Raw genomic sequence first — 21,908 nt, 5'->3', positions numbered from 1 at the left:
ACCGTCCCTCGATTGAGCCGGAGATCGCGCACGGGAGCTATGTTACGGCATCCGTCCATAGTATTGCTCAGACAGCACTGGGATTCCGCATTTCTGGTAGCGAATAGGTATCGCCCGCACCGCCAGCGGCATCAAAGGTCTTCAATGCGGGACACGGTCTCTGTCGGCATGCGAAGTAGGTCAACCTGATTGGGCTTCAAAGCGAAGGTCGCGCCCGGATAAGGGGCTGGCGCCGTTAGATGAGTTTCGCCACAGCGAACAAGGCCCGCTCAAGACGGGCGTCCCATACTTTCGCGCACGATAGTCGAATGAAGTTGGCGAACTTTCCGCTCGCCGAGAACAATGGGCCCGGTGCAATGCTCACGCCGTCCCTTAGCGCGCGACGTGCGAGCGCCATACTGTCCGTGCCTTTCGGCAGTTCCACCCAGATCACGAACCCGCCCCTGGGCTGCGAGATGCGCGTGCCCTCTGGGAAGGTCCTCATCACGGCATCGCTCATGCGCGCCACGGCGCTTTGATACTTGCTCCGTACTTCGCGTAAATAGCGCTCGTAGCGACCCGTGGCAAGCAACTCGGCCGCCGCAAGCTGTGGCGCAGTGGAGCTGGCGATGCTGGTGACGTACTTGAGGAACTCGACGTGCGCATGATGGCGACCGGCTGCGATCCACCCTATACGCAGGCCGGGCGAGAGTGATTTTGAAAACGAGCCGCAGTAAAGAATGTCGGCATGCGGAGCGAGCCCTTTGCAGGTCGAAGGGCGCTGGCTGGAAAAGCCCAAGTCGCCGTAGACATCGTCCTCAATCAGCGGAATTCTGTGTTTCTCAAGCAGACGAATCAGGGCGTGCTTTTGATCGTCCGACATGCAGTATCCGAGCGGATTGCTGTAATTCGGCACGAGTACGCAGGCCTTTACAGCCCAGCGTTCAAGGGCGAAACCAAGCGCGTCGAGAGAGATCCCCTCAATCGGATGAGCCGGAACCTCCAGCGCCTCAAGCCCTAACGATTCCAGCACGTGTAAGAGCCCGTAGAAAGCTGGCGATTCCACTGCAACAACGTCACCAGGCCGTGTCACGGCGCGCAAGGCTAGGCTGAGCGCCTCCTGACAGCCGGTGGTGATGACCATATCGTCGACCGAGACGATAGCACCCGATTCGCTCATGCGCCGCGATATCTGGCGACGCAATTCCAGTGCGCCGGGCGGCATCATATAGCTGGATACTTGTGACCTTTTCGTGCGCATGACCGTTGCCAGTGCACGCGCGATCGCTTGCGTGGGCAGGAACGCGGGGTCCGGCACAGCGGCCCCGAGTTGCACAATGGCAGGGTCATTGGCGGCCTTGATCAAGGCCATCGCCATCGCCTGACCCGTGACAAGCTTTGGCGCAGCCGCCTTCGCCGAGAGCGTCGGTTCGATGGTTTGAATAGCCTTTCGGGCACGCACATAGAAGCCCGAACGCGACCGCGCTTCGATATAGCCCTCATCTGCCAGCGTTTGGTACGCCGAAACCGCTGTTGCAGTGCTGACGCCGCGAGTACGTGCCAAACGGCGCACACCAGGGAGGCGATCACCCGGTACGTAGACGGAACGCTCAATGTGCTGGGCAATCTCCGCAGCGACCTTTCGATAGAGCGGGTCCATAAACGCCTCATGACGATACAGATGGATACTGATGGTCCAGTACAGTTGTCGAACGCGCCAATCTGTACCGATTCATTTTAAACAATCTGGATCTGTATTGCGTTTTTACCTGTACCTATCATGGATTGCAAGAGAAGTGGTCTTGCCACCAAGGCATGAGGAAACCGCCGTGCCGCCACGGAACGCCAATGACTCCAGGTCTTTCACGCCCCATTGGGTCGACGCCTCGCTGGCGCACTGTAACCATGATTTCGAGTCCTCCTCGCCGTTCACTCGACAGTGCGCCGGCGAGCATTCCGGGAAACTCACCGGCATTGCAGCGATCAGCGCCTATTGGCGGACCATCTTGTCGCACGTGCCCAACCTGCATTGCCAGTTCGTCGATGTACCGGCCAGCATCCGCTGTTTCACCACTTTGTACCGAGGTCACCGCGATTTGTTGGCGGAAGTGTTCGATTTCAACGCGGGCGGGTTGGCAGTGCGCGTCCCGGCACTGTACGTGGAGTAAACGGGCGTTCGATTATGGATGCGGATGCATACAGATCCTGGCTGAGCGCAATCGCAGTGGTGCTCACCCTCACCGCCTTCTTTCCCTACATCCTGTCGATTCGTGGCGGCCAGACCCGTCCACATGTTTTCTCCTGGGTCATCTGGAGCATGAACACCAGCGTGGCCTTTCTCGCCGCGAACCAGGCAGGCGGTGGCATCGGAACCTGGGTGATCGGCTTTTCCGCCGGGGTCACCCTGTTCATCGCTGTGTTGGCCTATATCAACCGCGCGGATGTGACTGTCACACTCACAGACCGCCTGTTCTTCGCTGCGGCCCTCGCCGCAATGCCTCTGTGGTATTGGTTGAACGATCCCCTCTGGGCCATTTGGCTGGTCACGATCATCGAACTGCTCGGTTTCGGCCCGACGCTGCGCAAGGCCTGGTTCCAGCCATATTCCGAGTCGTTCGCGTTCCTGGGAATGCTGGTGGTGCGAAACGCCTTGATCATCTCCGCGCTCGAGCGCTATACGACGACCACAGTGCTGTTCTCCGCCGCGATGGCGGCTGCCTGTCTTGCGCTCATCGCCGTCATGGCCTACCGCAGGCCCATGGTTACGACCTCTGACGCCCGGATCCGGTCATGAGGAGGTACACATGTTGTCACTCGACATCCTGGTCGCGCTGACGGCGTATGCCCTCGTCATGACCATTACGCCTGGGCCGAACAACATTCTGTTGTTTGCTTCGGGGTTGGCGTTCGGTCTGAGAAGGACGGTCTGGCACATGGCAGGCATCCTCCTCGGCGTACTGTTGCAGATCGGGCTGGTCGGCGTCGGACTGGGCGTGTTGCTCACCAGGGAGCCTGCCGTGCAGGTGGTTTTGAAGCTGGTCGGCAGCATCTACATGCTCTGGCTCACCCGGAAACTCTGGGGTACCCGGGAGTGGCAGACCATGGAGACGGCGCGACCGATCCGTTTTCACGAAGCCGCCGTGTTCCAGTTTGTCAATCCCAAGGCCTGGCTGATGGCCACCACAGTCATCGCCGCGTTCGTGCCGCCGGGGGAACACTATGCGGAGCGCGTCCTGATAGCCGGACTGGTGTTCACGGCAGTCGCCCTGCCATGTATCTGTCTGTGGGCGGGGAGCGGCGGCGCATTGCGCGTCTGGATCCAGGATCCCGTTGTGCTATGGAAGGTCAACCGTGCCATGGCAGTGCTAGCCGCCGCTACGGTGATCCTGTTCTGGTTATGAAGCATGAACAAAACCCTGCGCCAGATACGACAACGTCCATGGGCGACCTGTCCGGCGTGCGTCGCAGAAACGACGGCGGCATCGATATCGATTACTACCACTGTCTGGCACGTCAGCTTCGTGCTCTATACATGAAGGAGCTACTCGGCCAGTTCATACGGTTCTTACGTGGTCACTCTGTACGATGTGAACTGAAACAATCCGATGAGTAAGCGCTACACGGTATCCACATCGTGGGGCATGATGATGCCTCCATGACGAGCGGAGGGAACTTTCGAGATCCCAACAGCAGGCCGCGCGGCGCACAAGCAAGCATCGTCTAGATGTCAATGAGAAGGAGCGTCCCATGTACGACATCAACATGCTAACCCTGATGTCCCACCACAATCGCTGGATGAATGAGAAGCTCTACGCGGTCTGTGCCAGCATGAGTGACGACGAACGCAGGCGCGACATGGCTGCGTTCTTCCGCTCCATCCACGGCACCTTCAACCACCTTTTGCTGGTCGACCGGCTGTGGCTCGGTCGCATGACCGGCACGCCATTCTCCTTGGAATCCCTTGACCAGGAACTGTATGCGGACTTTGCCACGCTGGCGCGTGAACGCGTGGAGAAGGATGCAGCGATCGCGGCCCTCGTCGCCACGCTCGATCCAGTACGCCTCGCCGAACCGGTGACTTATACCTCGTTTCTTAAGAGGGAGTCGGTGACGCTACCGCTCGGCCTGATCCTTATACACCTGTTCCATCACCAGACCCACCACCGCGGTCAGATCACGACGCTGATCTCGCAACTCGGCTACGACTTCGGCGACACGGATCTGATCTATATGCCCGGAGCCGCAACAGCGTATTTCGGTGCTCAACCCTTAACTGCCAAGGGAGCACAATGACCGCAAAACTTACTGCGCTTGAATTCTTGCAACGGCAGATCGACGGCACCCTCCCCGCAGATGCCAGCTGTGACCTCAAGTACCCGACTGCCATTTCGCAACTGCTAGGCTTCCGGATTGCCAGCATTGACAAGGGATATGCCTGTCTGGAGATGGACGCGGACGCAGCGATCCACGGCAACCAGCAAGGCACGGTTCATGGCGGGTTGCTGAGCGAGCTGGCCGACGCGGCCATTGGCACAGCGCATTCGACCCTTGTTGAGGAGGGCGAAAGTTTCACAAGTATCGATCTACGCATCAATTTCTTCCGGCCTGTATGGAAATCCATGCTCACAGCCACAGCCAGGGCTGTCCGGCAAGGACGTACCATCTCCCACTACCAATGCGAAATCGTCGGCGATGGCGCCAAGTTGGTAGCCTTGGCCTCGGGCACGATCATGCCCCTGCGTGACTCGGCTGCCAAGGGATGGGGACACAGCGCTGACCTGCCCCCCACAATCCGTACCAGACCGTAGTTGGTGCAGCCCGTTCAATCAACGATCTCGAGCCGGGGTTTTCCCGGTGAGACATTCAACCGCTGTTAGGCGGCAAACTCCGCTGGCGTCTGGTAGCCCAGCGATGAATGAGGCCGTGCCTCGTTGTGGTCGCGCCGCCAGGCGGCGACCGCTTTCCGGGCATGGGCGAGGCTGGTGAACCAGTGCTCGTTCAGGCATTCGTCCCGGAACCGCCCGTCCACCCATTCCTCTTGGTCATAACCAAACGCAGCGTGACACCAGAGTCGTCCGAAGCCCCTTTGCGTTTGAGGGCTGGGCTGCGAGGGATTCGACTCCTCTGGACAGAGTTCGACCACCTGAACGCGTGGACGCGGTTATCTAGCGGCACCCCAGGTATCAGAAGGTCGTCCCTCCCACCTGTGTTGCGAGTGCCGCGATTCGTGCGTCCAACGCATGTCCCCGCACGTCGGTGGCCGGGAGGCGCATGAAGTTGCAAAGCGTGGGGCTCGTCGTGAATCGGCAGCCGGGTACCCAGTCAACAACGGTCCGGGGTGAGCGTTCCTGCAGCAAACAGGCATCTGCGCCGGGTGGCAACTCGATCCACAGGGCCGATCCGCCTGCGGGCCGGTACAGACGGGTGGTCCCCGGAAAGCTTGCACGCACAGCCTGTGCCAGGTCGTCCGTTTGGGCTTCGAGGGCCCGGCGCAGCGCGCGGAGGTGCCGTTCGAATCCGCTGCCCTGAAGGTATTCGGCCACCGCGCGCTGTATGAGCGGGGGTGGGGCCACGCTTGACGCGGCCTTCAGTTCCAGTACGCGTGCACGGTATTTCCCCGGCGCCAACCAGCCGAGCCGCAGTCCGGACCCCAAGGTGTAGGTGAACGATGAACAGACCAGAACGTTGTCATTCGCGGCAAAGGCCGCTGCGGGGCTGGGACGTGCTCCATAGGCCAGATCCCCCAGAACGTCATTCTCCACAAGCGGAACCCCGTGGTGCGCAAGAATGTGCATGAGAACGCGCTTGTCCGGCTCGGGCATTACATAGCCCAGCGGATCCGCACAATTGGTCGAAAACAGACAGGCACGGATCTCCCGGGTGGTCAGTATGTCCTCGAGCTGGTCAAGGAGAATGCCGTGTTCGGGCGTTGCATGCACTTCCACGGGCGCCAGCCCAAGACTTCGGAGCACTCCGAGCGTGGCGGCACTGCAAGGGGACTCCACGGCGATCGCATCACCCACTTCGGCCACGGCGCGCAATGCCAGGGTCATCGCCTCGAGTCCGCCGGAAGTGATCACGATGTCCTCGGCGCGACAGTCAAGGCCGAGAGCTGCGGTCCGCCGTGCGATCTGTCGTCGGAGAAGATTGTCCCCGCGCGGATCGGTATTCTCGCTGATCATGGATGGGTGGCGCCTCACCATGGCGCTGATGAGGCGACTGAGCCGATGCTCGGGCAGGAGATCCGCGGGCGGACGGGGTGGTAGCCAGAGTTCGGAGTCAGACTCATGGGGGATTGGCTTGGACGACTCCCGCCTCATGGATCCTTCGCACCTGGTCGTGACAAAGAAGCCGGAGCCGGGCCGTGAGTGGATCAGGTCTTCATCCTCAAGCCATCGATAGGCTTGGATTGCCGTCGCAAGACTCACGCGGTTCCGGCGACTGACCTGCCTCAGAGAAGGCAGGCGATCGCCCGGTTGCAGCACGCCCGATCGGATCAGATTGGCCATACGCCTGGCGATGCCTTCGTAGTTGGGGGAAGAACGATCGTCCTGCACTGTGGAAACCCTCTTTTCTTATGTCTTTTGCGGCCGTCCTCCCCCAATGTCCAGGGTTCGTTGGGGTGGGCGCTGGCTATCGATGGACGATGGCGAACTCAGATGGAGGCGCGCAACAGTCCGCGGCCGACGCTGGGGCTCGCCACAAGATCCTGGATGCTGTACTTGTCCAGGATGCCGAGGAACCCATGTGTCGCCTCGCGCAGGATGGAACGCAGGACGCATTCGGGGAGCAGTGGACAGGACGACTGCACAGGCCCCAGGCATTCCACCACGTGAAAGCTGGTTTCACATTCCCGAATAACCTCCCCCAGATTGATCAGTGACGGTGGGCGAGACAGACGGACTCCTCCGCCCTTGCCACGGGTCGTATGCACGAATCCCTTGGATGCCAAGTGGCTGACCACCTTCATGAGATAGCTCCTGGAGATGTCATAGGCGCTCGATATCTCTGAGATGTTGACCTGATCGTCGTTTCGAAAGCCCAGGTACATCAGCACCCGAAGCGAGTAGTCAGTAAACTGAGAGAGCTGCATCACGGCCTCCGGTATCATTCTCAAACCAGCAAAGAGTCGTTCTCGACGAATCTTATATTAAGATTCTGCAAAGGGCCATAGGAGTCTCTAAGATAGCCACATGCTAACGATGGACTTGCATAAGACACGACAACAAAAGACCGTGTATCAGTGAGTTGTGTGATCATTTGTGGGTTCCACGTTCCCGACTGTTACGGTGAAAATGTTGTTAAACCGTGTTTGATGTTCAGGGCACGTCTTGTAAAGATGCGCCCGACGAGACGCTTTAAGGGTAGATACTTCGGAACCCAGGAGCTCTCTCGCTAACGTCAACCAAAACGGGAGGCATCATGTTGAGACGCACACTGCCCGCCGCGCTGCTCGCCGTAGCCGGATTCACCGCTTACCCCCTCTATGCCGAGACCGTGAAAGTCGAGATGACGGTCAAGGAGATCGATGTTGCCGTGGACAATGCCGGCAGCACCCAACGCATGTGGACCTATGATGGCACCATACCAGGCCCGCTGGTCAGGGTCCGACAGGGGGATACTGTCGATTTCACGCTGCACAACCATCCGGACAACGGCAACAGCCACTCGATGGATTTCCATGCCGCGCGTGTCGATGTGCTCGATGAATTCAGTGATGTCCGCCCCGGGGAGAGCAAGCAGTTCACCTTCACAGCTGACTATCCCGGCGTGTTCCTCTATCACTGCGGGAGCGATTCCATGTCGGAGCACATTGCACGCGGGATGTACGGGGTGATCATCGTGGACCCGAAGGAGGGTTATACGGACGCATATCCGGCGCCGGATCGAGAGTATGTCCTGGTCCAGGGCGATCTGTTCGAGCAGGGGACATCGCCGGAAGACATCACCATGGGCCAACGTTGGCAAGCCATTCTAATCAATGGCAAATCCTTTCACTACGACCCGGTACATGACCCCAACGCCGCGCTGACGCTCGAGGCCGAGCCTGGAGAGCGCGTGCGCATTTATTTCGTGAACGCAATGATCAACGAGGGTGCGGCACTCCATCCGATTGCCGGCATCTGGGATCGTGTCTGGGACAACGGGCATCCTCTGAATCTGCGTCATGGTTTGCAGACAGTCGAGGTGGCGCCGGCGCATGGCATGGTGATGGATATCGTGTCGCCAGCTGATCGGCCGACGAACAATGCCATCGTCGATCACCGCATGCGCCATGCCATGAAGGGCGCAATTACCGTGCTGATGAACCATGCCGATGCCGATCCGGAGCTGGGGCGCGGCGACAACCTGATTCCGCGCTGATCCATGTCTGTCCGATGGATAGGAGGTGATCTCATGTCGACTGCCAGATGGCTGTTTATCGGTGCGCTGCTGGTTCTGGGCGCACCGGCGGGGGCCGATGACTCGCCCCGTTACTTCAAGGGTGGCGCCGGCACCGACGTGGCAGCGTTCGTGAAGGAGAACTGCTTGGCCTGTCACGCAGTAAAGCCGGGTGATGGCGCGAGTCATTCGCCCGCGATTCGAGCGGAGCTCGGCCCACCGCTCTACTACGCAGGCGACAAGTATCGGGAGGAGTGGCTGCTCGAGTGGCTTCAGGCGCCCGAGCGGATCCGGCCGGCCGGCTACTACCCGCCGACCCATGTTCGGGCAACCCCGGAGGGTGATGTGATCGACGAGGCAAGTCTCGTCAACCATCCCGTGCTCGATGCGAAGCTCGCCGAGGAGGTCGCCAGGTACCTGATGACATTGACTCCTTACGCGGATCGGCTCGCGGAGGAAGATTACGAGCCGTCCACGGTGCCTTTGCGAATGGCGCGGCTGGACTTCCGACGCTTCAAGGGTTGTGTGGCCTGCCATCAGGACGTGAAGGGGGAAGGCGGCGTATCCGGGCCCGAGCTTTATAGCGCCTGGAGCCGCCTCCAGCCCGAGTTCATCGTGTCCTTTGTGAGGTCTCCGGGCCAGTGGAATCCGGGCACGATGATGCCGGTGCTCGAGATGAATGATGCCGCCATCCACAGGCTGGCGAACTATCTCAAGACCATCGCCGAGGAATAAACATGCGAATCCTTGTAATGATCGTAATGCTGATAGCTGTCGCGGGCTCCGCGATGGCCCAAGAAGGACGCCTTCTCTATGAACGCTATTGCGTCCAGTGTCACGGTGTCGAGGGGACAGGAAAGGGCATCAATGCGCCGCACATGTCTGTGTTCCCGAGGGATCACACCGACCGTACCGAGATGATGGGGCGCTCGGACGAGGAGTTGTTCCGTGTCATCAGAAATGGCGGTGCATCCATCAACCAGTCGGTGCTGATGCCTGCCTGGAGTCACAACCTCGATGATGATCAGATCCACGTGCTGGTTCGTTACCTTCGCGAACTGTGTTGTGAGGAGCCGTGACGGTTTGATCGGAACGATATACGCCCGAATCAAGAGTAGGAGACTGTTCAATGCCGATGACAATTCGTTTGACTCTGACTATTCTGCTGCTAATCGCCGTACCGACGGTGATGGCAGAAGTGCGCCAATTCGAGATGACGATCGAAGAAGTGGAGATCGACGTGGCGCCGAACTTTACGGCGCAGGTGTGGGGCTTCAATGGTCAGGTTCCAGGCCCCCTGATCCGGGTACAGGAAGGGGACGAAGTGGAGGTGACCGTTCACAACCTCACGGGTCTGAGCCATACCGTGCACTGGCATGGCATTTTTCAGACAGGAACCTGGCAATCTGACGGGGTGCCGCACGTGACGCAGCATCCCATTGAGCCCGGCGAGAGCTATACGTACCGGTTCGTGGCCGACAAGGTGGGTAGTCTCTGGTATCACTGCCATGTGAATGTCAACGAACACGTGGGCATACGAGGCATGTGGGGTCCCCTGATCGTGGAACCCAAAGAGCCGACGGCGCTGGAGCAGAAGGTGACGCACGAAGCGATCCTCATGTTCTCCGGATGGTCGGCCAAATATGCGGACAGCTATGGGGACGGACCGCGTCCCGGTGACGCGCTTAACTATTTCTCCATCAACGGCAAGTCATTCCCCATGACACAGCCCATCCGGGTGCGTGAAGGTGACGTGCTGCGCATGAGACTGTTTGCGGCGACCATTCCCGTCGCCTTTCACCTGCACGGACACGACATGATCGTCACCCACAAGGACGGTAAACTGTTACCGGAACCCTATGAAGTGGATGTGGTCGGGATGCAACCTGGGGAGCGCTACGACGTGATTGTTCATATGAACAACCCGGGCCTCTGGATGACCCATGACCACATCGACCATCACACCACGAACAACGGTCGGGAACATGGCGGATCCATGTTGGTGGTCGAATATGAGGAGATCGAGAAGCCCGAATGGTATGACTGGAAGAACATCGAGTATCAACCGGATTTCTACATGATCGAATCCATGCGCAAGCCGTTCGGATTGCATGACATCCCGGTTCATCGCGGCAGGGACCTCAATTGAGCCGGAAGGGTTTCCGGAGCCGGCAGAACGCCGGAGTCGCACCCCGATGTGACAGGGATGTCGCCTGGGGCCCATGGCTACCGGGTGTTTGCGTGGACTTAAGGCTCAGGCAACATGCTTCTTTCGAGCGTCAGGAAGATCACCCGGACGATCAGGGGATCGCACATCCTTCACTCTCGGGAGCATTGGTGTCATTTGGTGAAATCGAGGAGCTTCTCTCCCTGGATGAGGGTAGTGAGTTGTGGATCGCGACTGTGGCTTCCGGCGTAGATGGGCGGCGTGGTGTAACCGGTCCGCCGGCAGCAATGGGTGTGGTGATTTAAGGAAGGGCGCTGAGCATGTCTAGGCGGTCAGGTTTGCTCTCGGATTGTCCTGACTAACCAGATAGATAATCAAGTTCACGGTGTGGGTTGCTTCTTCCCTTGGTCCGGAACTTGGCGGGTAAGCCTAGTGCGGCTGGCGTGCTTATTCCTGATGAGGTGCGATCGTGACCTATGTCGTAACCGATGACTGCATCAAGTGCAAGTACACTGATTGCGTAGGAGTCTGTCCAGTCGATTGTTTCCACGAAGGTGAAAACATGCTTGTGATCGATCCAGAGGAATGCATCGACTGCAGCTTATGTGTGCCAGAGTGCCCGGTCAACGCTATCTACTTCGAGGATGACTTACCACCTGACCAGCAGCACTTCCTGGGCATCAACGCAGAGTACGCGCCGAGATGGCCAGTGATTTCCCAAGTGAAAGACGCGCCGTCTGATGCTGACGAGTGGGCAGGTATTCCGAGCAAGTATGAAAACCACTTCAATCCTGAACCGGCCGGTAGGCTGGAGGACTCTGAGTAATCATCACCTGCACAGGTTCCGACCTCCGTACTCACGGACACAATGGTGAGCCCAATCGCAGGGGAAGGAATGCGATTCCAGTGGCTGGAGGTGAAGCGTTGCGCGGCACCTGGTCAGGGTGGAGCGGAAGTTGCTTGACTTGCCCGAGCAACTCATCGAACACAATCCACAGCGCCATGCGTACCAAGGGCACACGCGGTCACTCATGAATGCCCAGACCGTTGAGAAGACATATTTCTGATTGTCGCCCTAGGTGTGGTTCGTATTGGTTGCGCAGCTAGTCGTCAGCTATGGTCGCCGGCGGCGCCTCGTCGCCGGCCTGCCGGATGCGATCGAAGAACACCCGCACCAGGTCGGAGCGCGTGATCATGCCCACGACGCGCCGAGCGTCGTCGCACACCACCAGACGCTTGATCCGGTTCTTCTTCATCAGATCGAGCACATCGTGCAGCGTGTGTTCCGGCGTTGCCGTGATGACATCGGTGACCATCACCTCCTCGACTGTGCCGGTCGGTTCCTGAAGTCCGCTGTGATGCGCGAACATCGCCTCGAGCGTCTGCCACAGGCTGTGGGTGGGGTGATGGCTGGGCACTCCCAGCGTGCGCAGGAAATCAGCCTCGGTAATCACGCCCCGCAGGCGTTTGTCGCTGTCCACCACCGGCAGCCCGCTGATTCGGTGCGTCACCAGCAGATGCGCAGCCTCCGACAGTGAGCAATCGGCCTCGACGGTCACGACCGACTGGGTCATCATGTCTTCCACGCGCAGGTTGCCGGTGACTCGGAAACGTGCGTGCCTCTCGGCCCGGGTATGTAGTGCCATTAGATTGTCTATGGTGATATCTACGAGGGTGTTTGACTCCGCCAGTGCCCTAACGAAGTCTTCACGAATCAGACCATGGGCTGTCTTGGTCATGGCCAGCTCCGAGAACCGTTCCTTAATAGAGCTTAGGAGCCGCCTAAGACAAAGGAAAGCGAAATTTATTGGCCTTTAAGATCGAGTTTCACGATATTAAGGGCTGAACTATGCTCGGGATTCCGGATGCCGAAGTGAACTGCCGGACCCTGCTCGATACCGGGTATCTTCATGTGGTCCCGGCCTATGACCCCCACCGGCTATCCCCCCGGGCCTCCATCACCTGAGGGGGTTCACCCGGCCGTAGACAGCGAGCATCAATACAACACCCCATCAGCAGGAGGCCGAGAAGGATCAGACGGGCGCGAAAGATCTCCTGCCGTCTGTCTACTCACCCATCGCCATGTCGATGTAGCCGGTGGGGCAGACCTCCGCGCAGATATGGCAGCCGATGCACTTGGCGTAGTCAGTGGCCACGTAGCGGCCCGTGGCCGACTGCTTCTTGGGCACCCGGTACACGGCAGTCTGCGGGCAGTAGATCACGCAGTTGTCGCACTCGAAGCACATGCCGCAGCTCATGCAGCGCTTGGCCTCCTCGACGGCCTCCGCCTCGGACAGGCCCTGCATGCGCTCCTCGAAATGCCCCACCACATCCTCGGCACCCGGCCCGCGCTCCTGGCGCAGGTTACGCGGGACAAATGGGAAATGCCCCTTGAAGAGCCTCTCGTGGGAGATGATCTCCTGGAACGAGCGGTCCTCGTAGTTGTGCACAGCGAACTCGCCTTCGGAGGTGCCCCAGGTCTCTCCACCGGAGTAGGGGGCCGGCTCCAAGCCGAATTCCTGAAGCTTGCAGAGCAGGTTGAAGTGATGCACGTCCACGCGCGGGCGCTTGATAGGCTCTTTCTGGCGCAGGAAGTGGTCGATGCTGTCCGCTGCAATGGCGCCGTGGCCGATGGCCGTGGTCAGCAGGTGCGGGCGGATGATGTCACCGATGACGAAATGCCCTTCCTTACCCGGCACCTGGTAGAACTTGTCGGTGTCGATGAAGCCTCGGCCGTTGTCCAGGGTCTCGAGACCCGACAGGTCGCCGCCCTGGCCGATGGCGGAAATGATCAGGTTGGCCTCCACGACGAACTCGCTGCCTTGTACCGGCTTCGGGGTATTGCCGTCAAATTCGCACTTGGCCATCTTCAGGCCCGTGGCGCGGCCCTTGTCGTTGAGCACCACCTCCACGGGCATCACGCCGTCGAGGATGGTCACACCCTCGCGCAGTGCATCGCGCACCTCGTGTTCCGCGGCGGTCATCTTCTCCTTGGGGTACAGGGAGGTCAGCGTCACGTCGGCACCGGAACGCATGGCGGACATGGCGCTGTCGTGGCCCACGTAGCCGTGAACCATGTCCTCCGGGTGGTCGGTGATGTTCTCGGCCTCGATCTTGCCGAGACGCCGGGCGACCGAGACCACGTCAATGGAGGTGTCACCACCGCCCACACAGATGATCTTGTCGGTGTTCAGGACCTTTATGCGCCCGGTGTTGAAGGCTTCCAGGAAGTCCACACCGGTGATGCAGTTGGGAGCGTCACCACCCGGAACCGGCAGCTTTCGGCCGGTCTGGCAGCCCACGGCCCAGACCACGGCGTCGAATTCCTTCTCCACGTCCTCCAGGCTCACGTCCGTTCCGACCCGGGTCTGGAGGCGCGCCTCGATGTCCCCCAGGTCCAGGATGCGTTTGATCTCGTGACGCAGGCGATCGCGCGGCACCCGGTACTCCGGGATGCCGTACATCATCATGCCGCCCAGCTCCTCGTGGTCGTCGAAGATGGTGCTGGCATGGCCGCGGCGGCGCAGGTGATAGGCCGCGGACATGCCGCCGGGGCCACCACCGATGATGGCCACGCGCTTGCCGGACAGGGCAGGGGCCTCCTCATACTTGAAGTTTTGCTCATATGCAGTGTCGCCGATGAACTGCTCGACGGAGTTGATGCCGACGAAGTCGTCCACCTCGTTGCGGTTGCAGCCGGACTCGCAGGGCGCCGGGCAGACACGGCCCATGACCGAGGGGAAGGGGTTCGCGCTGGTCAGGCGCCGGAACGCATATTCCTGCATGGTCATCTCGGCCGGCGGCTTCTCGATGCCGCGCACGATCTGCAGCCAGCCGCGGATGTCCTCGCCGGACGGGCAAGACCCCTGGCAGGGCGGCGTCCGGTGTACGTAGACAGGGCACTTGTGGGAGTGATCGCCCTCGAAGATCGCCTCTCTCCAGCTGCGCTGTTCGTGATCGCCGTCTCGAAATCTCCGGAACGTCAATTTCATGTCATCGCTGGAAGTTGCCATGCTTACTCTCCTAGTCAAATCCGGCCGTAGGCCTGATGTCGATTTGGTCGTTTTCGCTTACTGTTTCTGACCCAGAACGATGGCGTCGCTCATCAGCTGGTGCACGCTCATCATTTGATCCCTCTGGAATCCGTAATAGGGCAGTACCTTGGAAACTGGTTCTTGCAGCTGGCGCAGATGGCCGCCAGGTGCGTCACGCCGTTCTCCTCCACCACCTGCTTGAGGGCCTGCATGCGGGGCAGGGCGCCCTTCACGCGCAATTCCATCAGGCTTGAATTGGCCTGTGGGTGTCGAACCCTCGGGGCCGCGTGGGCCCCGAAGGTGGAGTCTCGCAAGCTCCGCTTCTGCAAGACGTCTCAGAAGCGGATATGGCTTGAAGCGTTCAGGCTGTTACGCGCGCCGCGCCAGGTCTCCACGTGGAAGCGCGTAAACGGCAGATCGGTGAGCTCGAAGAAGCGCGCCCAGCCGATCCGCTCGACCCACTCACCCACCCGTTCCCAGTCCCTGGCGTCCTCCTGGTAGCAGCGCAGGATCTTCTTCACCAGCGCCGCCACCTCCGGCCAGCGGGGCGGGTTGTTGGGCAGGCCCGCCGCCACCAGTTTCTGGAAGGTCGGCTTGGAGCGCGCGTTGGAGTTCTTGCCCCCGATCCAGATGGCTAGTTTCGAATGTTCCGGGTCATTGATCTGCATGGGCGGGCACGGCGGGTAGCAGGCGCCGCAGCACACGCACTTGCGCTCGTCCACCTCCAGGGACGGCTTGCCGTTGACCAGCGCCGGCCGGATGGCCGCCACGGGACAGCGCGCCACCACGGAGGGCCGTTCACAGACGTTGGCCACGAGGTCATGATTGATCTTCGGCGGCTTGGTGTGCTGTACGTTGATGGCGATATCCGCCTGACCGCCGCAGTTGATCTGGCAACAGGACGTGGAAATACGCACACGATTGGGCATCCGCTCATTGACGAATTCGTCGTAGAGTTCATCCATGAGAGACTTCACCACCCCGGATGCATCCGTCGCGGGTATGTCGCAATGCAGGAAGCCCTGGGTGTGCGCGATCATGGACATGGAATTGCCCGTCCCACCCACCGGGAACCCTTCCTGGTTGAGTTTCCCGATCAGCGGATCCACCTTCTCCGCAGAGCTGACCATGAACTCGATGTTGCTGCGGATGGTGAAGCGCACGTGGCCCTCGGCGAACTCGTCCGCGATCGCGCAGAGCTTGCGGATGGTGTCCGTATCCATCTGCCGCTGTGTGCCCGCCCGCACGGTCCAGATCTGGTCTCCGTTCTTTGCGACATGGTGCAACACACCCGGACGCGGTCGGTCATGCCAGTCCCATTGGCCGTAGTTACTGGCCATCAACGGGTGCATGTACTGGAATGCGTCCGGGACGCCGCTCTCCACCGCCTGTCGTAACTGCTGCTGTGACATTGTTTTGGGCTCCTGATCAATTCAGTCTGAGAGGTGACACGATGAGGCTGGCATGTTCAGCCCGTACTCTCGGCATGGCGCATGCGCCATTTCTCCGCCTCTTCCTCCCATCGGTCGGTACGCACATAGGAGCTGGTGCGCGGATGCACGACCATGGAGGGGTCCACCTCCAGGCCGATCGCCTCGAGGAAGTTCGCCAGGCCGATGCGATCGATCATCTCGCCACAGCGTTCATGCTCCAGGCCGTTCTCCCCCCAGAAATCGATGATCGTCCCGGCCAGTTCCACCAGACTGTCATAGTCCTCTTCGGTCTCGAGCTTCTTGAAAGGCACGATGACACTGCCAAACAGGTCACCGATCTTGAGTGTGCGTTTGCCGCCCACCAGGATGGTGACACCGCGGTCATTGCCCGGTGACAGAGCCTTGGTCATCACGTTGATGCAGTGCATGCAGCGCACGCAGTTGCGGTTGTCGATGTCCAGCGTGTCGTCGTCTCTGAGCGAGATGCAGCTCGTCGGGCATCGGGCGACCACGTTGTCGATGACGTACTGCCGGCCCTTGGCCTTGATAAACTCGCCGACCTCCTCCTGCTTGACCTGGATATCGTCCCGCCAGGTCCCGATGACGGCCATATCGGCGCGCTGAATGGAGTTCATGCAATCGTTGGGGCACCCGGAGAACTTGAACTTGAACTTGTAGGGCAGCGCCGGCCTGTGCAGGTCATCGACGAAGGAGTTCATCACCTTTCGATGCGCGACCGCCTCGCTGTAACAGGAATGTTCACAGCGTGCCGCTCCGACGCAGGACATGGAGGTGCGCACGGAGGGGCCCGCGCCGCCGAGATCGAAACCCAGCTCGTTGATCTCGTCGAACGCCTGCTGCACCTGATCCGAGCGTGCCCCCTGGAACATCATGTCACCGCTCTGGCCGTGCAGGGCCAGAAGGCCTGAGCCGTTCCTGTCCCACACATCGCAGAGCTTTCTCAGGATGTTGGTGTTGTAGTGCATGCCGGGTGCCGGCATGACACGCAGAGTGTGAAACTCGGCGGCATCCGGGAACTTTTCGGTGACTTCGGAGAACCGGGGAATGATCCCGCCCCCGTAGCCTCGAACCGAGACGGTGCCACCCTTCCAGTAGCCCTTGCGTGTCTGATAGGAGTACTCGAGCTGCCCGAGCACGTCTCCGATCATGTCGCTTCGTTCCGCAAGCCGCTTCAGTCCGGTGACAAAACTGGGCCACGGACCGCTCTCGAGCTGGTCCAGATTGGGCGTGTCATGCTGCTTGGCCATAGGTCACTTCCTCGGATTTTAATATCGCATTTAGCGATATGTAAGATCATTAACACCGATTCTTTAGATATCATCGGTGAAAGTGACCATAGTCCGCGGTGGGTTGCCCGGATATATCTCCTTATGCATAGCCCCGGCCGCGCAGTTGATCCACGTCAACCGGCGCTGCCCGGTTCATGGATCCGCTCCGCGATATTCGGAGAAACGCCTGTGGCGAATCGCCAACGGCAACATCCACTTCCGGCTGATGACGCCTTACTGGGACGGAACCAATCGCGCCATGTTCGAGCCCTCTCCCTTCATCATCCGGCTGATGGCACTGGCGCCCAGGCCGCGAGTGAATCTCACAAGAGTCCACAGTGTCTTCGCCCGAAACATCAAACAGGGTGCGTTGCTGGTGTCTGCCAGGCGGGGCAAGGGCAACAAGTCCAGGGCGTGTCCCACGACACAAGATCGGTCACATGCCGAGCGTCGGGGCTCGATGACATGTGCATGGAGGCCCAAGCGTGTTTTCGACAACGAGATCGGAACCTGTCAGCAATGCGGCGTGGCCGTCCTGGTTATCCCCTGCATGGAAGACCCATCGCTGATCGCGAAGATCCTCACCCACCAGGGGAAATAGGCGACTGCGTGTCAGCCGTCTAGATACCCGAGGGCCGGGCTCCACTGAGGGGCTAATTCGGCTGAGGTCCCGAGTGACGGCAGTCAGGTGCGGCTTGCCTGCGTGCAACCGCGTACTTCGCTGAGTTCTCCGGGAACCGGCGGTACGGCGTTCTTGCCGGCCCACGGAATTTGCTGATACGTAGCAACCTGGGGGTTGTCTCCAGGATCGGCCTGACAACACCCGAGTGGATTCTGCGGTGCAGCAAAGCTGGCGCCCTTTCGGCGGCAACGGATTATTCGTGAACTGCGCGGTAAAGATACTTATGCTTTCCTTATCTACAGACCACTTCACAAGGAAGTATGGGATCACCCGTCGGCCCATGACAGGAATCAGGCCGATGCCAGAATATCGTCTGCAACCCATTTCGGCGGTAGCCCCCGTTGAGTTGCCCGATGAAGTCGTCCTGCATCGGACGGCTGAGTAGTATGAACTCCAGTTCAACGCCACTCTTTCCGGCCCAGTCTGCCAGCGCTGCCGCCACAAGTTCAGGCCCAATGTCCAGCGCAGCCTGCTCGGGTAGCCTCGGCAAGCCGCGACGCGCTTCAGCACGCGCACCACACGGGTGGCCGGCAGCTTCAGGTCGATCTCGATGGCCGGTGCCTCCCGGTTGAAGTCATCGATCCAGTTGAAAGTGCGACAGGGCGGGCTATCCCATAGTGCGTCGGACATGAAGTCCGCCGACCAGGTGGCGTTAGCCGCCTCGGGCACGGCGAGCGGCTGTGGCGCGCGCTTATACAGCCGTTTCATGCCCTTGCGGCGCAGGTTCGAGCTTGAGGTCACAGTACACGCGCCACACCGGCTTGTGGTTCCAGGGCATTCCCAGGCCAGGGATGAGCTTCTAAAGCTCCGAGAATCCCCCCTCCGGGTAGTTCTCGGACAACTCTAGCGGCAGCGACATCACCTCCTCATCCCGATCCGAGCAGCGCCTGTAGCGGATCACTGAGCGCGAGATGCCTGTTGCCGCGCCGGCGCGGAGTTTACGCAGTCCGTGCTTTCCGATCAGGCCAACGACCCACTCGCGCTGGGCGCGCCAGCCTCAGAGCAAATACCTTGCGATTACGACCTTGAGCGCAGTGTTCTCCAGCGCCAGAGCCGTGTGCATACGCCTGAAGCGACTATGCAGTAGCAATCACGCTCAACTCCGATTTCGTTGGAACTGGGGTGGAACCATGTCTTTTGACGGGAACCTTATGTGCTCTCCATGCATCTCTCTCATCAAGTCGGTGTCGTCTCCGGCTTTATTTTTGCCCGATACATGCATTGGAAGAGGAAGAGAGCTATGAGCATAGAGATAAACCGATTCGTCGTCGCACTCACGAGCATCACCGCGCTCGCGGTACTGAGCGCATGCGCTGCCTTGGCAAGCGGTCCTGAGGCAAACGCCAAACTGGACACTATGCCCCCGCCAGCGCCTTATGCGCAGGTCAGCAGGCTGCTGCCCTTGCCGGAGTTCATCCCCGGTCTTGGCACGATCTTCGTGGCCCCGGATACTCTGCCGGCGGGCCCGTTCCTGGGTTACGACCGCGATGGCCGCCTGTCTGCCACGATCTACATGACTCCCCTGAAGGATCTTGAGGGCGGAATCTCGTTTGATGATCTGGCTGTTGGCAATAGCAACGTGGTTTCAGTCGATATTTACTACAATGCAGGCCACCCAGGCGTCGAAGCACCGCATGCCCATGTGGTTCTGTTCCACGATGAAGGTGCGAAAGGGCGATTGGCAGAATGAAGCTGACCAGACGTCAATGGCTGAAAGGGACCGGGGCCGGTATCGCTACCCTCGTAGTACCGCTCTGGCTCCTGGCGGAGGAGCACGCGGTGATTGAGATGCGTGGTACGCCCCGGGGGGAACGCATTTGGTTTACGCCCCAGGGACTATTGGTGCCAACCGGTACGGTCATGCGCTTCAGCAACAAGGACCCGGTTAACAGTCATACGGCGACCACTTATCACCCATCGCTGAATGGCCGTCCGGCGCGTATTCCTGAGCAGGCAGAGCCATGGGACTCTGGATATCTGATGCCGGGCGAGCACTTCGACGTGCGGCTCGATGTTCCCGGTGTTTATGACTATTACTGCGTTCCCCACGAACATGCAGGCATGGTCGGCCGCATCGTTGTGGACCCTGTGGAGAACCTCGAATGGCAGGCCATGGAAGATAGTGATGATGAATTGCCGGAAGCCGTAACCAACGCTTTGCCATCAGTTGAAAGTATCCTTCATCATAAACGGGTCATAGTGGAGAACTGACGATGACAAGCGTGCCAGTAACCAAACTGACTACCGAACGGGCGGCAGAGCTTGATGAGGAGAGCCTGTTGTGCGCAGCTCGTGCACAGGATGAGGCCGCGATAAGGGAGCTGATTCGACGTTTCAATCCGCGTCTCTTCCGAATTGCCCGAGGTATCGTTCAGTCGGATGCGGATGCCGAGGATGTGGTGCAGGAGACATACGTGAGCGCATTCAGGCGACTGAGCGATTTCCGCGGAGAAGCCCGGTTTGCCACATGGCTCAGTCGCATCGCCGTCAACACGGCTCTCATGCGCCAGCGAAGCAGGTGGCGTGATCATGTCCCGCTAGACACTGTGGAGGAGAAGTCAGTCAACGAGCGGGTGGTGACATTCCCAAGCGCCGCAGTCGATGATCCATACCAACAAGCAGGGCGACAGCAAATCAGACAGATCCTGGAAGCGGCCGTTGCGGAACTGCCAGCCCCGCTTCGAGTTGTGTTTCTGATGAGAGAAACCGAAGGGATGAGTATCCTGGCGATTTCGCGCGATCTCAATATCAATCCGGTTACGGTTAAGACCCGGCTGTTCCGGGCGCGTCGAAGTCTGCGCAAGCAGTTGGAAGTCCGAATACGGGGGGGATTTGATGTGATCTTCCCGTTTGCCGGCGCGCGCTGCGCCGGCATGGCAGAGCGCGTGGTTCGTTCGCTAACCACCTGCTGATGGAGTGCCTATTGCATGGGCGAGTGCGTTCTGATCCTGCGCAAGGGCACCATGGTCGATGCTACCCTGATTGCTGCGCCGAGCTCCACGAAGAACCCCTAGAGCCAGCGCGACTCTAAGATGAGTTCGTCCAAGAAGGGCAACTAGTGGTACTTCGGCATCAAGGCCCGTGTGGGTGTGGATGCCGCTGACGGACTGGTGCACACAGTGGTGAGCACGGCGGCGAAGGTGCCGGATGTCTCGAGCACCCATGAACCGCTGCACGGTGAAGAGTTCGAGGCGCATGGGAACAAGGGCTACACGACCCGCGAGCACGACCTCTCGGTTAGAAACTGCTCCTTGTGAGTCTGCGTCGGTTGCTTCGCAAAGCCCCTATCTGGAGGCGAAGCTGTTTCAGCAGCAAACCGGGTCCACTTCGTTCGTATTCCCCAGGTATGGGCAGATTTGTCCAGTGTCTCTCAAAATGATACAGTTCATATACATGTTTAATCGTCCATGGCACGGATGCCTCTGACACCCGGATAGCGGCTCGGTCTCTGGCGTGGATCGGCGGTCCTCTCGTTTCACGTACGCACTCCGGTCGAAGGCCGCCAGGCGCGGTCAGATGGTACGGTAGGTGTCTTGCCGGCCTTGTCGGTTCCGGCCGTTTTGTTCGTTTAAGGAGTTGTCGGGAGCGCTGCATGATTTCGGCCGTGATTTCCCTCATTGCACCCTTCCCCGCTGGGGAGCGGCGTACCGTGGGCCTGGTGTCCACGGCGCATGCCTTCAGCCATTTCTACATGCTGGTGCTGCCGCCGGTGTTCCCGCTACTGCACGGGGAACTGGGCCTGAGCTACGCGGCGCTGGGCCTGTTGCTGTCGGTGTATGCAGTAGTGACCGGGCTGATGCAACTGCCCATGGGGTTGCTGGTGGACCGGGTGGGCGGGCGTGCGATCCTGGTGCTGGGGCTGGCCCTGAACGGCTTGGGCATCCTGCTGGTGGGGCTGGTGCCCGGGTACTGGGCGATGCTCGGGTGCATGGTGCTGGCGGG

23 protein-coding genes and 3 pseudogenes are annotated in these 21,908 nt (G+C 59.9%); 16 read left to right on the top strand and 10 right to left on the bottom strand.

Features of this window, described 5'->3' with window-relative positions:
• Window positions 1–235 precede the first annotated feature (235 nt).
• Window positions 236–1,639 carry an aminotransferase-like domain-containing protein gene (locus B1C78_RS14450; RefSeq protein ID WP_077279877.1) on the bottom strand — a complete coding sequence of 468 codons (1,404 nt, stop codon included), beginning with the start codon at window positions 1,637–1,639 and terminating at the stop codon, window positions 236–238.
• Between the two features lie 97 nt (window positions 1,640–1,736).
• Between B1C78_RS14450 and B1C78_RS14445 the strand changes: the two genes are divergently transcribed.
• The 5 genes from B1C78_RS14445 to B1C78_RS14425 all read left to right on the top strand — a co-directional run bounded on the left by B1C78_RS14445 (window position 1,737) and on the right by B1C78_RS14425 (window position 4,787).
• Complete coding sequence (locus B1C78_RS14445) at window positions 1,737–2,147, top strand: nuclear transport factor 2 family protein (RefSeq protein WP_139349957.1); 411 nt, start codon at window positions 1,737–1,739, stop codon at window positions 2,145–2,147.
• 14 nt (window positions 2,148–2,161) lie between these two features.
• Complete coding sequence (locus B1C78_RS14440; RefSeq protein WP_077279875.1) at window positions 2,162–2,773, top strand: hypothetical protein; 612 nt, start codon at window positions 2,162–2,164, stop codon at window positions 2,771–2,773.
• A gap of 10 nt (window positions 2,774–2,783) precedes the next feature.
• Window positions 2,784–3,380, top strand: a complete 597-nt coding sequence (locus B1C78_RS14435) for a LysE family translocator (RefSeq protein ID WP_077279874.1) — start codon at window positions 2,784–2,786, stop codon at window positions 3,378–3,380.
• 346 nt (window positions 3,381–3,726) lie between these two features.
• Window positions 3,727–4,272, top strand: a complete 546-nt coding sequence (locus tag B1C78_RS14430) for a DinB family protein (RefSeq protein ID WP_077279873.1) — start codon at window positions 3,727–3,729, stop codon at window positions 4,270–4,272.
• A complete protein-coding gene (locus tag B1C78_RS14425) occupies window positions 4,269–4,787 on the top strand; it encodes a PaaI family thioesterase (protein ID WP_077279872.1) in 519 nt (172 codons plus the stop codon). Before B1C78_RS14430 ends, B1C78_RS14425 begins: the two co-directional genes overlap by 4 nt.
• A gap of 65 nt (window positions 4,788–4,852) precedes the next feature.
• Here the strand turns inward: B1C78_RS14425 and B1C78_RS14420 are convergent.
• The 4 genes and pseudogenes from B1C78_RS14420 to B1C78_RS14410 all read right to left on the bottom strand — a co-directional run.
• Window positions 4,853–5,086: pseudogene (locus B1C78_RS14420) on the bottom strand (integrase core domain-containing protein); the annotation flags it as partial.
• A 76-nt stretch (window positions 5,087–5,162) separates the two neighbouring features.
• Window positions 5,163–6,161, bottom strand: a complete 999-nt coding sequence (locus B1C78_RS14415) for an aminotransferase-like domain-containing protein (RefSeq protein WP_245795444.1) — start codon at window positions 6,159–6,161, stop codon at window positions 5,163–5,165.
• 171 nt (window positions 6,162–6,332) lie between these two features.
• Window positions 6,333–6,536 (bottom strand): annotated as a pseudogene (locus B1C78_RS18105) (GntR family transcriptional regulator); the annotation flags it as partial.
• A gap of 98 nt (window positions 6,537–6,634) precedes the next feature.
• Window positions 6,635–7,072, bottom strand: coding sequence for an RrF2 family transcriptional regulator (locus B1C78_RS14410; RefSeq protein ID WP_077279870.1), 438 nt, complete (start codon window positions 7,070–7,072; stop codon window positions 6,635–6,637).
• A 329-nt stretch (window positions 7,073–7,401) separates the two neighbouring features.
• Here B1C78_RS14410 and B1C78_RS14405 point away from each other — a divergent pair, with 329 nt between their 5' ends.
• The 5 genes from B1C78_RS14405 to fdxA all read left to right on the top strand — a co-directional run bounded on the left by B1C78_RS14405 (window position 7,402) and on the right by fdxA (window position 11,354).
• On the top strand, window positions 7,402–8,343 hold the full coding sequence (locus B1C78_RS14405) for a multicopper oxidase domain-containing protein (protein ID WP_077279869.1): 942 nt from the start codon (window positions 7,402–7,404) through the stop codon (window positions 8,341–8,343).
• A gap of 33 nt (window positions 8,344–8,376) precedes the next feature.
• Window positions 8,377–9,096, top strand: a complete 720-nt coding sequence (locus B1C78_RS14400; protein ID WP_175628321.1) for a c-type cytochrome — start codon at window positions 8,377–8,379, stop codon at window positions 9,094–9,096.
• Between the two features lie 17 nt (window positions 9,097–9,113).
• Entirely contained in the window at window positions 9,114–9,440 is a 327-nt protein-coding gene (locus B1C78_RS14395) for a c-type cytochrome (protein ID WP_217698043.1), read from the top strand.
• Window positions 9,441–9,490: 50 nt separating this feature from the next.
• Window positions 9,491–10,510, top strand: a complete 1,020-nt coding sequence (locus B1C78_RS14390; RefSeq protein WP_077279866.1) for a multicopper oxidase domain-containing protein — start codon at window positions 9,491–9,493, stop codon at window positions 10,508–10,510.
• A 487-nt stretch (window positions 10,511–10,997) separates the two neighbouring features.
• Window positions 10,998–11,354 (top strand): ferredoxin FdxA, encoded by a 357-nt coding sequence (gene fdxA / locus B1C78_RS14385; protein ID WP_077279865.1) that lies wholly within the window; start codon window positions 10,998–11,000, stop codon window positions 11,352–11,354.
• Between the two features lie 277 nt (window positions 11,355–11,631).
• Here the strand turns inward: fdxA and B1C78_RS14380 are convergent, their stop codons facing one another.
• From B1C78_RS14380 to dsrA, 5 genes are all read right to left on the bottom strand, one after another.
• Complete coding sequence (locus tag B1C78_RS14380; RefSeq protein ID WP_077279864.1) at window positions 11,632–12,267, bottom strand: CBS domain-containing protein; 636 nt, start codon at window positions 12,265–12,267, stop codon at window positions 11,632–11,634.
• Window positions 12,268–12,594: 327 nt separating this feature from the next.
• Entirely contained in the window at window positions 12,595–14,541 is a 1,947-nt protein-coding gene (locus tag B1C78_RS14375) for an NAD(P)-binding protein (RefSeq protein WP_077279863.1), read from the bottom strand.
• A gap of 110 nt (window positions 14,542–14,651) precedes the next feature.
• Entirely contained in the window at window positions 14,652–14,795 is a 144-nt protein-coding gene (locus tag B1C78_RS14370; protein ID WP_245795443.1) for a hypothetical protein, read from the bottom strand.
• A 102-nt stretch (window positions 14,796–14,897) separates the two neighbouring features.
• Entirely contained in the window at window positions 14,898–15,974 is a 1,077-nt protein-coding gene (dsrB, locus tag B1C78_RS14365; RefSeq protein WP_077279862.1) for a dissimilatory-type sulfite reductase subunit beta, read from the bottom strand.
• Window positions 15,975–16,030: 56 nt separating this feature from the next.
• Window positions 16,031–17,263 (bottom strand): dissimilatory-type sulfite reductase subunit alpha, encoded by a 1,233-nt coding sequence (gene dsrA, locus B1C78_RS14360; RefSeq protein ID WP_077279861.1) that lies wholly within the window; start codon window positions 17,261–17,263, stop codon window positions 16,031–16,033.
• A gap of 76 nt (window positions 17,264–17,339) precedes the next feature.
• On the opposite strand from dsrA, the gene B1C78_RS18100 reads away from it, so the two are divergent.
• The 6 genes and pseudogenes from B1C78_RS18100 to B1C78_RS14330 form a co-directional block, all read left to right on the top strand.
• Window positions 17,340–17,885 carry a transposase gene (locus tag B1C78_RS18100; RefSeq protein ID WP_175628320.1) on the top strand — a complete coding sequence of 182 codons (546 nt, stop codon included), beginning with the start codon at window positions 17,340–17,342 and terminating at the stop codon, window positions 17,883–17,885.
• Between the two features lie 1,321 nt (window positions 17,886–19,206).
• Window positions 19,207–19,656, top strand: a complete 450-nt coding sequence (locus tag B1C78_RS14345; RefSeq protein WP_139349956.1) for a hypothetical protein — start codon at window positions 19,207–19,209, stop codon at window positions 19,654–19,656.
• Window positions 19,653–20,177: a cupredoxin domain-containing protein gene (locus B1C78_RS14340; RefSeq protein ID WP_077279858.1), complete on the top strand. Its 525-nt coding sequence runs from the start codon at window positions 19,653–19,655 to the stop codon at window positions 20,175–20,177. The genes B1C78_RS14345 and B1C78_RS14340 overlap by 4 nt, the downstream gene beginning before the upstream one ends.
• Window positions 20,178–20,179: 2 nt before the next feature.
• Window positions 20,180–20,878: an RNA polymerase sigma factor gene (locus B1C78_RS14335; protein ID WP_077279857.1), complete on the top strand. Its 699-nt coding sequence runs from the start codon at window positions 20,180–20,182 to the stop codon at window positions 20,876–20,878.
• Window positions 20,879–20,908: 30 nt separating this feature from the next.
• Window positions 20,909–21,178: pseudogene (locus B1C78_RS17475) on the top strand (transposase); the annotation flags it as partial.
• 380 nt (window positions 21,179–21,558) lie between these two features.
• Window positions 21,559–21,908, top strand: a 350-nt coding sequence (locus B1C78_RS14330) for an MFS transporter (RefSeq protein WP_139349955.1), incomplete at its 3' end; no start/stop codon positions are given.

Origin of the sequence: Thioalkalivibrio denitrificans (genome assembly GCF_002000365.1) — a bacterium.
Lineage (GTDB): Bacteria > Pseudomonadota > Gammaproteobacteria > Ectothiorhodospirales > Ectothiorhodospiraceae > Thioalkalivibrio_A > Thioalkalivibrio_A denitrificans.
This window is presented reverse-complemented; position numbering and strand designations above follow the sequence as displayed.

Coding starts and splice junctions, on each gene's coding strand:
- B1C78_RS14450 (WP_077279877.1), bottom strand. CDS start 1,639: ATGGACCCGCTCTATCGAAAGGTCGCTGCGGAGATTGCCCAGCACATT.
- B1C78_RS14440 (WP_077279875.1), top strand. CDS start 2,162: ATGGATGCGGATGCATACAGATCCTGGCTGAGCGCAATCGCAGTGGTG.
- B1C78_RS14435 (WP_077279874.1), top strand. CDS start 2,784: ATGTTGTCACTCGACATCCTGGTCGCGCTGACGGCGTATGCCCTCGTC.
- B1C78_RS14430 (WP_077279873.1), top strand. CDS start 3,727: ATGTACGACATCAACATGCTAACCCTGATGTCCCACCACAATCGCTGG.
- B1C78_RS14425 (WP_077279872.1), top strand. CDS start 4,269: ATGACCGCAAAACTTACTGCGCTTGAATTCTTGCAACGGCAGATCGAC.
- B1C78_RS14415 (WP_245795444.1), bottom strand. CDS start 6,161: ATGATCAGCGAGAATACCGATCCGCGCGGGGACAATCTTCTCCGACGA.
- B1C78_RS14410 (WP_077279870.1), bottom strand. CDS start 7,072: ATGCAGCTCTCTCAGTTTACTGACTACTCGCTTCGGGTGCTGATGTAC.
- B1C78_RS14405 (WP_077279869.1), top strand. CDS start 7,402: ATGTTGAGACGCACACTGCCCGCCGCGCTGCTCGCCGTAGCCGGATTC.
- B1C78_RS14400 (WP_175628321.1), top strand. CDS start 8,377: ATGTCGACTGCCAGATGGCTGTTTATCGGTGCGCTGCTGGTTCTGGGC.
- B1C78_RS14395 (WP_217698043.1), top strand. CDS start 9,114: ATGATCGTAATGCTGATAGCTGTCGCGGGCTCCGCGATGGCCCAAGAA.
- B1C78_RS14390 (WP_077279866.1), top strand. CDS start 9,491: ATGCCGATGACAATTCGTTTGACTCTGACTATTCTGCTGCTAATCGCC.
- B1C78_RS14380 (WP_077279864.1), bottom strand. CDS start 12,267: ATGACCAAGACAGCCCATGGTCTGATTCGTGAAGACTTCGTTAGGGCA.
- B1C78_RS14375 (WP_077279863.1), bottom strand. CDS start 14,541: ATGGCAACTTCCAGCGATGACATGAAATTGACGTTCCGGAGATTTCGA.
- dsrB (WP_077279862.1), bottom strand. CDS start 15,974: ATGTCACAGCAGCAGTTACGACAGGCGGTGGAGAGCGGCGTCCCGGAC.
- dsrA (WP_077279861.1), bottom strand. CDS start 17,263: ATGGCCAAGCAGCATGACACGCCCAATCTGGACCAGCTCGAGAGCGGT.
- B1C78_RS14345 (WP_139349956.1), top strand. CDS start 19,207: ATGAGCATAGAGATAAACCGATTCGTCGTCGCACTCACGAGCATCACC.
- B1C78_RS14340 (WP_077279858.1), top strand. CDS start 19,653: ATGAAGCTGACCAGACGTCAATGGCTGAAAGGGACCGGGGCCGGTATC.
- B1C78_RS14335 (WP_077279857.1), top strand. CDS start 20,180: ATGACAAGCGTGCCAGTAACCAAACTGACTACCGAACGGGCGGCAGAG.